This is a genomic window from Flavobacterium erigeronis (genome assembly GCF_054075165.1).
Genome location: NZ_JBSKGP010000002.1, coordinates 453,544 through 467,079, shown reverse-complemented (window position 1 = coordinate 467,079; position 13,536 = coordinate 453,544). Strand labels below are relative to the sequence as shown.

9 protein-coding genes are annotated in these 13,536 nt (G+C 34.8%); 1 reads left to right on the top strand and 8 read right to left on the bottom strand.

All coding sequences use genetic code 11. The features are described from left to right. Positions 1-81: 81 nt before the first annotated feature. The 4 genes from ACWA1F_RS06065 to ACWA1F_RS06050 form a co-directional block, all read right to left on the bottom strand. Positions 82-2,298 (bottom strand): glycoside hydrolase family 3 C-terminal domain-containing protein, encoded by a 2,217-nt coding sequence (locus tag ACWA1F_RS06065; protein WP_456892449.1) that lies wholly within the window; start codon positions 2,296-2,298, stop codon positions 82-84. Between the two features lie 204 nt (positions 2,299-2,502). Continuing rightward, the gene (locus ACWA1F_RS06060; protein WP_456892447.1) at positions 2,503-4,143 is read right to left on the bottom strand and encodes a DUF6377 domain-containing protein; all 1,641 of its coding nucleotides are present in this window, start codon (positions 4,141-4,143) and stop codon (positions 2,503-2,505) included. Positions 4,144-4,354: 211 nt separating this feature from the next. After that, positions 4,355-6,619 carry an acyl-CoA dehydrogenase family protein gene (locus tag ACWA1F_RS06055; protein WP_456892445.1) on the bottom strand — a complete coding sequence of 755 codons (2,265 nt, stop codon included), beginning with the start codon at positions 6,617-6,619 and terminating at the stop codon, positions 4,355-4,357. 218 nt (positions 6,620-6,837) lie between these two features. Beyond that, positions 6,838-7,752 carry an EamA family transporter gene (locus tag ACWA1F_RS06050; protein ID WP_456892443.1) on the bottom strand — a complete coding sequence of 305 codons (915 nt, stop codon included), beginning with the start codon at positions 7,750-7,752 and terminating at the stop codon, positions 6,838-6,840. Between the two features lie 109 nt (positions 7,753-7,861). Here ACWA1F_RS06050 and ACWA1F_RS06045 point away from each other — a divergent pair, with 109 nt between their 5' ends. Continuing rightward, entirely contained in the window at positions 7,862-9,286 is a 1,425-nt protein-coding gene (locus ACWA1F_RS06045; protein WP_456892441.1) for an aminotransferase-like domain-containing protein, read from the top strand. Positions 9,287-9,444: 158 nt separating this feature from the next. On the opposite strand, the gene ACWA1F_RS06040 is transcribed toward ACWA1F_RS06045, so the two are convergent. The 4 genes from ACWA1F_RS06040 to ACWA1F_RS06025 form a co-directional block, all read right to left on the bottom strand. Further along, positions 9,445-10,392, bottom strand: a complete 948-nt coding sequence (locus ACWA1F_RS06040; protein ID WP_456892439.1) for a bestrophin family protein — start codon at positions 10,390-10,392, stop codon at positions 9,445-9,447. Between the two features lie 111 nt (positions 10,393-10,503). Then, positions 10,504-11,226: a hypothetical protein gene (locus ACWA1F_RS06035; RefSeq protein WP_456892437.1), complete on the bottom strand. Its 723-nt coding sequence runs from the start codon at positions 11,224-11,226 to the stop codon at positions 10,504-10,506. An 83-nt stretch (positions 11,227-11,309) separates the two neighbouring features. Further along, complete coding sequence (locus ACWA1F_RS06030) at positions 11,310-12,692, bottom strand: HAMP domain-containing sensor histidine kinase (protein WP_456892435.1); 1,383 nt, start codon at positions 12,690-12,692, stop codon at positions 11,310-11,312. A 1-nt stretch (position 12,693) separates the two neighbouring features. Then, on the bottom strand, positions 12,694-13,368 hold the full coding sequence (locus ACWA1F_RS06025; RefSeq protein ID WP_306157844.1) for a response regulator transcription factor: 675 nt from the start codon (positions 13,366-13,368) through the stop codon (positions 12,694-12,696). Between the last annotated feature and the right edge of the window lie 168 nt (positions 13,369-13,536).

The window sequence follows — 13,536 nt, the reverse complement described above, 5'->3', positions numbered from 1 at the left end:
TGGTAAAAACTAAATTAAAAATAAAGCTGCAAATTTTTACACTTGCAGCTCTACAAACCAACCAAAGTTTAGAAATAAAAACTATTTAAGTGAGAAATTCACTTTAGATTTTATATCTGTTGATGAAGCGCCAATAATCGCTTCAAAATCACCAGGTTCTGCAACCCAGTCATGTTTTTTATCGTCGAAGAAACTTAAAGCCGCTTTGTCAACTGTAAACGTTACTGTTTTTTCTTCTCCAGCTTTAAGAGCCACTTTCTCAAAACCTTTTAATTCTTTTATCGGACGAGGCAATGAAGATTTCACATCTGTAATGTACAATTGCACCACTTCAGATCCTTCTCTGCTTCCTGTATTTTTTACATTAACCGAGAATGTAATTTTATCTCCTGCGTTAATTTGTTTTTTATCTGCTGTTACTTTTCCGTAAGCAAAAGTTGTGTAGCTTAAACCGTGACCAAAAGAGAATAGCGGTTTGATTTTGTTTTTGTCTGCCCAACGGTAACCCACAAAAATTCCTTCATTGTATTTTACGTCATCTCCACCCGGAAACTCTCCTAAAGCGTGAGCTCCATTATCAGCTAATTTTACTGGGAAAGTGAAAGATAATTTTCCAGAAGGATTTACGTCTCCAACCAAAACATTTGCTAAAGCATTTCCAGCTTCAGTTCCTAAAAACCATCCTTGTACAATTCCTGGAACTTCTTTAACCCACGGCATTGCCACAGCATTTCCAGAAATATTTATAAAAACAATGTTTTTGTTTACTTTCGCCAATTCGCTAATTAATTTATCTTGACCGTAAGACAAATTCAATTCTTTACGATCGTGTCCTTCGTCATCTTGATTAGGGCTTTTGTTCAAACCTCCAATAAAAAGAACGATATCAGCATCCTTCGCTACTTTTAAAGCTTCAGCAGTTAATTCTGCAGGAGAACGTTTTTCTTCTAAACTTACTTTAGCTACAACTCCGTTATAGTTACTTGTAGGATCTCCTACATAACCTCTTGCATAAACGATTTCAGCTTGGTTTCCGATTCTTTTCTTTAAACCTTCAAGCGGTGTGATTTCGTATCTTGCTTTAAGCGAAGAACTTCCTCCACCTACAGTCATCATTTTGATAGCATTTTCTCCAATTACAGCAATCTTTTTTGTTTTAGAAAGATTGATTGGTAAAATATTATTGTTGTTTTGTAATAAAACGATTCCTTCTTCAGCGATTTTACGGCCAGCTAAAGCGTGTTCTTCTGTTCCGAAAGAACCAAAAGGACGATTTCTATCCATTGTAGTCAAGAAAGATAAACGTAAAATACCACGCACTTTTTGATCTAATTCTTTTGTTCCAACCTCACCTTTTCTGATCATTTCAGAATATGGTTTTGCTAAATAATAGTTGTCATAAGCATTGCTTGTTCCCCAAGAAAGACCGTTTGTCCAAGAACCGAATTCCATATCCAAACCATTGTGAATCGCTTGTTTCGTATCATTAACTCCACCCCAGTCTGAAACTACAACTCCTTTGAAACCCCATTCTCCGCGAAGAATATCGTTTAACAAATATTCGTTGTGGCAGCATTGCTGTCCTTTATACTTGTTGTAAGACCCCATAATCGACCAAACATCACCTTCTTGGACTGCAGCTTTAAAAGCAGGAAGATAGATTTCGTACAACGCGCGATCGTCAACGATTACATTAACTGAGTTACGATTTGTTTCTTGATTGTTTAATGCGAAGTGTTTTACACAAGCAGCAACTCCATTTGCTTGAACTCCTTTAATATAAGGAACTACCATTTTTGAAGCCAAAAACGGATCTTCTCCCATATACTCGAAGTTACGGCCATTTAATGGGCTTCTGTAAATGTTTACACCAGGCCCTAATAATACGTTTTTGTTACGAAAACGTGCTTCTTCTCCAATAGATTTACCATATAAAGAAGCTAATTCTTTGTTCCAAGTTGATGAAAGTGCTGTAAGTGCTGGAAAAGCAATACAAGAATCGTTTGTCCATCCTGCCTGATCCCATTCGTCCCATTTTACCTCTGTACGAATTCCGTGCGGTCCGTCGGTCATCCAGTTTTCTGGAATTCCAAGACGCTTTACACCTGGAGAACTAAATTTAGACTGCGCATGAATCATGGCAATTTTCTCTTCGGTAGTCATTCGCTTAAGCGCATCTTCTACACGCTCTTCGATCGGTTTTTTATCATCTAGATAAACAGGAACTTTGTTCTGGGCATTGGCTCCCAAAGAACTTAGTAAAAGTAAAACAACAATTGTTTTAACGTTTTTTAACATAACAGTAATTATTAAAGCATTAGTTATAATAGGGAAATCTTCTTAACGAAAATCTTTTTTTATCATATTGTAAAACTAAAACGTTATCGTTCACGTTACATTTTTAGATAGAAAAAAGTAGTGAATTAAAAACACAAAACATTGATTTTAAATTATTTAACAAATTTAAAGCACCAAAAAAAGTAGTAGATTTAAAATAAATATTTATGCTTTCAAAGCCATAGAACCGATTTTCATGACCATTTCTTCGAAATCATTTCGCGAAACTGCAGCCTTATTTCGAGCTCTTGTACGGTAGTTGTAAATTGTACTTAAAGAATAACGTAAAAATGCCGCTATTTTAACACTGTCTGTAATTCCGAGTCTGATTAAGGCAAAAATTCTAAGTTCTGTATTCAGCAATTCATTTTGTTTTAAAACGATTTGTTCTTCTGGAATTAATAAGGCGTTGAAATCTTTGACAAAGGTTGGATATAGATTTAAAAAGATAATATCGAAGTTCTTGTACAATTCTTCTAACTCATTATCAACCAAAGTAGTTGACTTTAAAATTTTATAAATTTCGTCAAATTGTTTAGCTGTAGCTTTTTTGTTTAAGATAATGCGATAATTTTCTAGCTTGTTGATGTAAGTCGAGCAAAGATTGAAAAAATGCGCAATATATTCTTCTTTAACCAAATTAGATTCAGACAATTGCAGATTACTTTCCTGAAGTTGGCTGTTGGTTTCTGTAATATCTTTGTTTAATTCTGCCAGTTTCTGACTCGTTTCATAAAGTTCGGTTCTTATTCTCGAAACCTTTTTCATCTGTTTGTACACGTAAATAATCGCAACGAGTAAAAACAGCGAAAGCAGACTAATGCAAAGCAGATAAACCTTTAATTCACTTTTTCTCTGTGCTTCACGCTCCAAATAAACGGTATTGATAATCGAATATACTTCTGACATGAGCAAAGTTCTAAACTGAACATTGCAATAAAGAGCGTCTTCAATGGCAGATTGCGTGAGTTTATACGCCATATCGACATCGCCAATTTCATAAAAAACCAAAGCTAGTTCTTGCAGCGAAGCATTATCTTTATTGGCATTTTTAATATCTGATGTAGCCGAAAGCGCGTAGTATTTTTTTCTTAATTCTATCTTATGTGTAGCTTCAGCAATTTTTCCTAATAAATAGGTAATCATTGCGTATTGCGGACTTTCTTCTTTTGTTTTCTCTAGTAAAGTTAGCAGCTGTTTTTTAGTCTTATCAAATTTTCTGTTGAAAATATCCTGCTGGATTCTGTTAATCTGATATTCTAAAGTACTCGGATTTAAAACCCCCAATAACGAATCTCGATACTTGCCAATCTGATTTCTATATTCTACACTGTAACTGTTTGCGGCGTAATGCTCAAAAAACTCGCGATAAGAAACATAGTAATTTGGAAGTAAAGACGGCTCTAAGTTTTTCTTGTTTATACTTTTTAGAATCGCTTCAGATTCGCGATATTTTCCTGAAGAAGAATAAAGCGTTACGAGTTGTAATTGCGCTAAATTGAAGAATTCTTTATTCTGAAGTTCTTCAGCAATCTTGAGATTCTTCTTTACATACTGAATAGCCGAATCTGAGTTTAATTTCTGATATTCAAAATATAGCGTTTTGTTGAAATTGTACTCCTGCTCTTTCGTAAGATTATCTGATTTGATTTTCTTAAAATTCAGAATTCGTTCTTCTTTAATCTTAACGTAATGCTGTTTATTTTTGATCGCCTCATTTAATTCTTTTAAAATAACATCTGTACGCTCAGTTGCAGAAAGCGAAAAGTTTATAATAAGAAACAGAAATAAATAATATTTTTTCAAAGCGATTTTAGATAAAAGAATTACAAATATAGCAAAGCGAAAATATAAAATATGAATTATTTAATAGTGGTTAAAATGTACTAAAAATGGGTGTGATTTAAATACCGTTTATAAATTATCAAATCACAAAACTGGATCTGCTATAAATAAAATGATTTCGGAATGAAATAAATCCAAACCGAAATCATTTCTTAAAAGTCTTTTTTTCCAACTATAAATGCGCTGCAATCGGCGCCGACAAACAGCTTTCTGGAATATTAAACGCATTTACGAGCGCTACAGCATCTGGACGAATGTCCCAGCAAAGCTGATTGACCATTTTGCGGACTGCTTTAGTTTTTACTGCTTCCATGTAACCGTCTTCCAAGTACCAAGCTTTATTTTTTTCGATCTGAGAAAGCGCATACAATTGACTCAATTTGGTCAAAATCGCTTTTGATGATTCATCTTCAACCGCTTTAATCCCGATCTGGAATTGCTCTAAAACAATTCGCTCCAAATAAGCCTGAGCCACATCTATCATCTGATGCTGTACGACATTAAAGGCATCATAAGGTTCTAATCCGCCATCGATCAATTTTTTGATACGTCTCGCCGCTGAAGCCAAAATTGTTTTTTCTCTGTGAACAAATGCTTGAAGATGAAATTCTCCATCTAAAAGATGTTCGTCGTCTGTTTTTCGAGTTGCAATTGGGTTTTTCTCTGCAATCGCTGTTTTGGCATTTTCATAAACATAATTGATAATGCCCAATGACCCCATTTCTCCAAATGATTTTCTGAATTCTGCCAGACGATTTTTAGCCACCAATTGCATCAAAACCGTATTATCGCCTTCAAAAGTCGTGTAGATTTCTGTATCGTTTTTAAGCGCATCGATTCGGTTTTCAGACAAATAGCCTTTTCCGCCACACGCTTCTCTGCATTCCTGCAAAATATCTCTCGTACTCCAAGTAGAATACGATTTCATTCCGGCCGCCAAAGCTTCAATTTCTTGCATTTCAGCTTCGGTTCTGTTTAAAAATCTATTAGTCAAATATTGTAAAGCAAAATGAACAGCATAAGTTTTAGCCAAATGTGGCAATAATCTGCGCTGATGCATTCTGTAATTTAAAATCGGAACTTCAGAACCGCCTTCTGGGCCAAATTGTCTTCTTTGATCGCTGTAGCGAATGGCAATCGTTAATCCTGATTTCGCTGCTGCTAAAGCCGAACGCGGAATTCCGATTCTACCTCCCACCAAAGTTCCTAACATCGTAAAAAATCGTCTATTATCACTCGGAATCGGACTTTCAAATTCGCCTTTTTCATTCACAGAAGCAAAACGATCCAGCATATTTTCTTTCGGAATCACGACATTATCAAAACTGATTGTTCCGTTATCAACGCCATTTAATCCCATTTTATGACCGCAATCGCCAATGGTTACTCCGTTTACTACATTTCCGTTTGGATCTCGCAACGGAACCACAAATGCATTTACGCCATAATCGTGATCGTCTATAATTAGTTTAGCAAAAACGGTTGCAGCCTGTCCGTGAACTGCTGCGTTGCCAATATATTCTTTCTGCGCATTTTTATTTGGCGTATGAATGGTAAAAGTTTGATTTGCGTGATTGTAAGTTGCAGTTGTTTCCAAACCTTTAACGTTCGATCCGTGATGGGTTTCGGTCATGGCAAAACAGCCTGGAAGTTTCAGAGAACCAATATCTTTTAAATATTTAGCATAATGTTTTTCGGTTCCTAAAGATTGAACGCTCATTCCCCAAAGTCCAAACTGAACACCAAATTTAATTACCAAACTTAAATCGTGGTAACTTAGCGTTTCCATAATGGCGAAATAATCTTCAATATTTCCTCCTCCGCCATATTCTTTCGGATACGCCATGCTTCCGAGATTTTCATCGGCTAGAATCTTACACCATTTGTAAACGGTTTCTCTAAAAACATTAATATCGGTAGAAGTTTCATAAGCAAATTCAGGTCTCGAAATAACGGATTTTACTTTTTCAATAATGGCCGCTTCTTTTCCGTCTAAAATCTGTGTGATTTTCTGAATATCAAAACTGGCATTGGTTTGTGAATTGGCTGTAAAAGAACCTGCTTTGGTTTTGAAGTTTTGAAGTGCTTCTTCTCCTAAAATCCCTAAATCATTTTCGAGTTTTACAAAATCTTTTTCTATCGGAGTTAAATCCAATTCTCCAGCTGAAAGTGCTTTTGCAATGTCAAAAATCGATTTTATAGTTGATGTATCCTGAATACTTTTTTCAATATCCGATTTCCATTGTGTGAGTTCATTTCGCGAAGGCGGATTTGAAATATCGACTTTAGAAAGCAAATATTCTTTGTCTTCTTCTGATAAAACGCTTAGCGAATGAATAAAATCTTTTAAAGTCGAAAATTCTTTCTGCGTCAGCAAATCGTCTGACCACACTAAATAAAATAACGGAGTAAAGGCTTGAAGTTTGGTATTTTTCATATCAATAGGGGTTCGGTTTTAGTTTTTTTTTCCGCCACGAATTCACTAATTTTTATTTATTTACTTTTTCTAAAATAATTCGTGAATTCGTGGCTATTCTTTTTACGCTTTTTTGCATAAAAAAACAGGAATGAAAAATACTCATTCCTGTTTAAACATCCTGTTAAGATTCTGATAATTTTCGATTTTAAACCAATAAAAAATATGAAAACTAAGAATTAAGAACCCTTGGATATTGAGGTCATTTTTTGCTTTATCGCAAAAATATGATGCGAATTAAAAACTAACACTGCGGTAAAAATGATACCGTATGCTGTGATTTGCAAAGGGGTAATATTTTCTTTAAAAACAAAGGCCGCCAATCCAAAAGCGATCATCGGATTTATATTCAGCAACATCCCCACCGTTGACGAATTAATTCCTGAAAGCGCGTACAGGTTTAAGAAAAGCGGCACTATTGTAAATACGATTGCAATCGTTTCGATACAGAAATAAAATTTGAATTCTGTTGGAACCGGTCCTGAATAAGCTGGATAAAAAGGCAATAAAACTATTGCTGCTAATGTGATATGGAAAGTAAGAACTATAAACTTATCAAACCCTTTATTGGCACGCTGGCTTACTAAATAAGCTGCATAAGTCAGACCAATAATGATACTGAAAAACATATCCATAATATCACTGTAAGAAAGCAACAAACAGCCCGAAATACTTAATCCAACAGAAAGCCATTGTGTTTTGAGCAATTTTTCGTGTAATATAAAATAAGCCAATAAAGTAGTCAGAATTGGACAAACAAGATACGCCAGCGAAGCCGCTTTTACGCTAACGTGATTGACAACATAAATAAAAGTGAACCAGTTTGCCATCAAAAAGGCGCTTCCGCCAATATTCAGCAGAATCGATTTTCTTTTTTCTGCTTTTGGTAAAGCTTTGAAGATTTCAATTGTTTCTTTTATTTGTTTTCTTTTGAATAGAAAAGCAATTAGAAGCATTAAAACAGCACAGCTAAAAACACGGAAAAACAAAATATCTAATGATGGATATTCATGAATTGGTTTTAAAACCAAACTGAAAAGTCCCCACGTAATAAAGGCCGAAATTGCCGCGATATAGTACTTTGTTGTTTTCACAAAAATTGTTTTTGAAGTATTTTGCTTTTGAAAAAGCAAATTTCTTAAAAATAAAACAGCAATACAGATACAGTTTTTGTAAATTGCAGCATAACAGTTTTATTTTCTAATGAAAAATTCCAGCTACTTATATCTTCAATTTGCCGATCGAATCGAAAAGCAGATTAAATCGGGCGTTCTAAATGTAGGCGACAAACTACCGTCTATACGCGAAGTTTGCGCCGAAACTGGCTACAGCATGAGTACGGTTAGCAAAGCGTATTACGAAGTTGAAAGCCGTTCGCTGATAGAATCTCGTCCACAATCAGGTTATTATGTGAGTAATATTTCAGCCAGAATAATTGCAGAACCTTCTGCGAGCAAACCTCGTTTAAGCCTTGAAAATATTGAACGAGAAGATTTAATCGATTTGGTTTACGGCGATATGCGAACGAAAGATGTTACGATGCTTTCACTTGGTTTTCCGTCTAATGAATTGCTTCCAATTGCGAAACTCAATAAAGGAATGGTTCAGGCCATGCGCCAATTGCCCAACAGCGGTACGAGTTACGAGGAAATTGAAGGAAATAGTAATTTACGAAAAGAAATTGCGCGCTGGTCTTTTACTTGGGGCGGTTCTATTACCGAAGAAGATATTATTACAACTCCAGGCTGTATTTCGGCTATTTCTGACTGTTTACTAACATTGACAAAACCAGGAGATACCATTATTACAGAAAGTCCAGTTTATTTTGGAATCCTGCAACTGGCAAGATCTTTAGGCTTGTATGTAATGGAACTTCCAACCAATATGACTACTGGAATTGAATTGGAAGCCGTTAAAAAAACACTTTCTTCTAATAAAGTAAAGGCTTGTGTTTTGATGCCTAATTTCAGTAATCCGTCGGGAAGTATGCTGCCTAATGAGCATAAAAAGGAAATTGTCCGTTTAATGGATTTTTATAATGTACCTTTAATTGAAGATGATATTCATGGCGATTTGTACTTTGGCTCAAGCCGACCGACAAATTGCAAAACTTATGATGAAAGTGGGATTGTCTTGTGCTGCAGTTCGGTTTCTAAAACGCTGGCGCCAGGTTATCGCGTAGGCTGGGTTTCGCCAGGAAAATTTAAAAAGGAGATTTTAAGAACCAAATTGTACCATACTATTTCTTCAACGACAATTACCCATGAAGTAGTTGGGGATTTCTTAAAAAATGGCCGTTATGAAAATCATTTGAGAAAAATTCGCCAAATTCTGAATCGAAACTGTACCAATTACATCAATACCGTTTTAGAATCTTTTCCTGCAGGAACCAAAGTGAGCCAGCCACAAGGCGGTTTTTTTCTTTGGGTAGAATTGGATAAAAAAATTGATACAGCGGCTTTTTATCATCTGGCTTTAAAACATAACATCAGTATAGCTCCGGGAAGGATTTTTTCATTCCAAAATCAGTTTTCAAACTGTATGCGATTGAGTTTTGGTTTGCCGTGGTCTAATGAATTGAGAACTGCGATTCAGACGTTGGGAATGCTAGCTAAGAAGCAGTTATAGCGATTTATCATTGTGAGGAACGAAGCTCATTTGCTAAATCAAACTTTGCGTATTATTGTTAGCGTGATTGCTTCGTTCCTCGCAATGACATAAAAAAACTGGACAGTGCAACTACTCACTGTCCAGCCAACAATTAAAAGAAGACCAAAATTAATTCCTTACAAGACAAAATAAGCGTCTTTTTCGACTTTCTTAGGTTCGTCGTTTAAGTGAAATTCGTTTAGAATATCAAATTCGCTTTGATATTCATTCAGCATTTGTTTGATATTTTTCTCAATCGTATTTGCAATTGCCGTAACTGGCGTATCGCTTGGCCTGTTCTCAAACGGATCCTGCAAATGAATCGCCATTCTCTCGATCAAAAAGAAAGCTCCTCCAATTGCCGTAATCAACGGAATGGCAAACCAACTTAATACGCTTGTTAAACCAAATGGCAATAACAGAATGAACAAACACAGCGTTAATCTAGTATACATGCTATAAGTAGTTGGAAAAATGGTGTTTTTAATTCGCTCACACTTCCCCATTTCGTCACAAAGTCTTGATAAAGTATTGTCAATTTCAACTTGCTGATACATGTTGAATCGTTTATCATTTTTTGCATTTTTCAAATCTCTCGCATGCAACATTAAAATGGCATTAGGAACATTTTGATGGTTTTTTATATAATTAATTTCCTCTTCACTCATCAAACCTTCGAGTGGTTTTATGGCATCTCTTTTTCGAAGAGATTCTCCTAAACTATAACACCATGCAATCTGTCTTTTGGCAAATTTTTCTTTAAACTCGCTCGCTTCAATAGAATAATCTGGATCTTCGTAAAACGTTAAAACCTGACGGATCAAGGTTCGAGAGTCGTTTACAACTGCTCCCCAAACAATTCTGGCTTCCCACCATCTGTCGTAGGCCTGATTCGACTTAAAAGCTAATAGTAGCGAAATAATAGTTCCGATCATGGTCGGAATCGCTATCGGAATATCTACGGGAAGTGTAACAAAATAATGATGAAATATTTCAAACAGTACGGTATAAGCCAGTACCAGAGCAATTTCTACTTTAATTTTCCCGAGAACGTACTTCATTGGTATTCTTTTCTTTAATAACATATTTTCGGATTTAAATTAATTTTTTTTTAAAGGGGCTAAGGGACTGAGCTTCTAAGCTTCTAAGGCTAAAAATTAAAAGCTTAGAGCCTCAGAAACTTAGAACCTTAGAAATCAAACCATCTCTTCGTACAATGAAAGAACAGGAAGTCCTAATTTTTCATTGACGTTTTCTTTTTTCGATTTTTTAAATTTGATTTTTTCGCCTTTTCTAGTTTCAACCAACATATCTATGTTGTGTTTTGAAATGGCTTCTGATAATAATGGAGCGACATTTTCGTAGTTATCTTCAAAACTGGCTGTCTGACTTACAATTTCGAAAGAGAAATTGGCGCTTAAAAATTCTTGTACGTCTTTTACATGAATGTTCATACTCGAATTTTCTACATAAAGTGCTTTATGGAAAACCTCTTTATTAATTTCTGTGCTTAAATGCAGAATCGGACATTTCTGATTTCCTGCCAATTGCACCAGATATTGATGAATTCTTTTGGTTTCTTGTTTATAAGAATGAGTAAGAATGACCAATTTTACAGCAAAAACCTCTATCAATCTTTTAAAAATTGGAGCTGAAAGTCCGTATTGGGTGTGAACTTTTAATTTAATATTTGAAGTGTGGTCAACAATATATCGGCAGGTTTCTAGAACTTCTTCCTGACTTTTGGTAAGCCCAGATTTCATTTCTCTTAAAAATCCTGAAGAAGAAAAAGTATCGGGAGCTTCTGAAACTAGTACTAAAATAATTTCTGATTCCGCATTTTTAGACTGATTTACAGCAGATTTAACAGCCGAGATTGTATCATCTTTTAAAGTTGTAGGTATAAGAAAATTTTTCATAAGTATATTCTTTTAGTTTATACTTACAAAACAACTATCCGCAAATTAGACCTTTATTAATCTAAAATTAGAATTTTCTAAAATTAAACATTAGATTTTTTAATGTTGGATTTTTGAAAGGTAATCGTAACGATGGTACCTTTATTCTGTTCCGACTGCACTTGAAGTTCACCGTCATGCATTCGAATGATTTTTGAAGCCAGAGGAAGCCCTAAACCATATCCAATATATTTAGCCGCAATTTTTCCTCTAAAGAAAGGTTCGTATAAATGCGGGATATCTTCTGGCGGAATTCCGATTCCGATATCGTTAATCGTTATTTTAATCATTTCTTTATTAGCCGAAAGGCTCACAAAAACCTCATTATTATCTGAATATTTTACGCCATTGGTAATAATATTATTGATCGCCAATTCTAAAAGCGGTTTATTGCACGGTAGCAATAGCAAATTGGAATCTTCTGGAGCAAAATTAAGTCGAACGCTTACTCGGTTGTCTGGATAAATCTTGTCCAGATCCGATTTTACATCTAATAATAATTCGTCCATTCGGGCAACATCAGACACTTGTTTTTGTCCATCATAACCCGTCTGTGTTAGTTTCAGAAGGCTTTCTGTAAGATTTCCTAATTTTGAAGCCTGACTGTAGATATTTTGTAACGATTCTACATATTCTTCTTTTTCTCTCTCTTTAAGCAGCATAATTTCTGCTTCGGCAATAATGGTGGTTATTGGCGTTTTTAATTCGTGAGAAGCATTATTAATAAAGTTTGCTTGTATTTCGAAAGAAGTTTCCAAACGATCTAACATATTGTTGAAAGTATTGGTCAAATCGGATATTTCATCTGAATTTTTAACTTCGGGCAATCGATTATGAAGATTAGAAGCGCTGATTCTTTTTACTTCTTTTGTAATTCTAGCTACAGGATTTATGACACGTTTGGCTAAAAACCGTCCTAAAAGGAAAGCGAGAATCACAAAACCGATTCCACCAAAAAGCATAATTTTGACAATATAAACGGTTGTATCTTTTCCTTTACGGTCTCTAGCGCCAACAATGACAATATATTTCTGATTATTTTCTTGGAAAATCTGTCCTAAATAATATTTATTATCTCTCTCGAAAGAGTCTTTTCCTGTTTTTAAAATATTGGTATAAAACGTATTCGGAAGATTGAGGTTTGTGTTATAATCAAAACTATTATGACTGTTGATTTTTAATACATATTCCTCTTCTTCGATCAATTCTTCAAGACCGTTCTTTTTAAGGTTTTTATAATATTTGATCTTTTCTGGATCTTTTTGAAAATGAATAGAAGACACAATTTTTGCCCTATCATCTAGACGCTTTAAAAAGTGATATCGATTGTTTTCTCTAAACAAGAAGAAAACAATGATGCACAATAGCGATGTACTAAAGGTAGAAAGGGCAACGTAATTAAAAGTAATCTTTTTTCTAATATCCATATTATGGTTTTATAACATACCCCAACCCCTTCATAGTATGAATAAGTTTGGTCGAATAAGGCTTATCTATTTTTCTTCTTAAGTAGGTAATATATACGTCGACAACATTGGTATTCATATCAAAATTAATATCCCAAACATTATCCAAAATTTGATCGCGAGAAACGATGCGGCCTGTATTTTTGGCCAAATAGTATAAAAGTTTAAATTCTTTAGCTGTTAGTATAATGTTTTCACCGTTTCTCTTAACGGTTTTGGCGCGTCCGTTTATTTCTAAATCACCAATTGTAATCGTATCGATTTTTTCTGTTTCCTGCTGCGATCTTCTGTACAGCGCATTAACTCTCGCATCTAATTCGCCAAATTTAAAAGGCTTAACCAAATAATCATCGGCGCCGGCATTAAGTCCTGTCACAATATTTTCTGAGGTTCCTAAAGCCGTTAAAAGCAAAATAGGCACGAAGTTTTTTGCTGCGCGAAGTCTTCTGCAAATTTCAATTCCGTTAACATCAGGAAGCATTACATCTAAAATTACGACATCGAAAGTATAATTATGAATCATCTCCATGGCCGTTTTACCGTCCATTGCTACGCTTACTTCATTATTATTTTCTGCAAATCCTTTACGCAATATCGACAACAGATTTGGTTCGTCTTCAACTATCAGTAATTTCATCTTAAGAAGTTTGTATATACAACAAAAATAGGAATTGAAATTCACATAATAAGCACAACTTAAAAAATTATCCGCAAATTGAACCAAATAAGAAAAAATGACTCCTTGCGTATGCTTTTGCTATTTTTTTAGGGTTAAAATTTTAGATTCTTCAATTTAAAATCTTCT

Excerpts from the sequence above, each read along its gene's own strand:
- ACWA1F_RS06065 (WP_456892449.1), bottom strand. The coding sequence starts at position 2,298 with ATGTTAAAAAACGTTAAAACAATTGTTGTTTTACTTTTACTAAGTTCT.
- ACWA1F_RS06025 (WP_306157844.1), bottom strand. The coding sequence starts at position 13,368 with ATGAAATTACTGATAGTTGAAGACGAACCAAATCTGTTGTCGATATTG.
- ACWA1F_RS06040 (WP_456892439.1), bottom strand. The coding sequence starts at position 10,392 with ATGTTATTAAAGAAAAGAATACCAATGAAGTACGTTCTCGGGAAAATT.
- ACWA1F_RS06045 (WP_456892441.1), top strand. The coding sequence starts at position 7,862 with ATGAAAAATTCCAGCTACTTATATCTTCAATTTGCCGATCGAATCGAA.
- ACWA1F_RS06030 (WP_456892435.1), bottom strand. The coding sequence starts at position 12,692 with ATGGATATTAGAAAAAAGATTACTTTTAATTACGTTGCCCTTTCTACC.
- ACWA1F_RS06055 (WP_456892445.1), bottom strand. The coding sequence starts at position 6,619 with ATGAAAAATACCAAACTTCAAGCCTTTACTCCGTTATTTTATTTAGTG.
- ACWA1F_RS06035 (WP_456892437.1), bottom strand. The coding sequence starts at position 11,226 with ATGAAAAATTTTCTTATACCTACAACTTTAAAAGATGATACAATCTCG.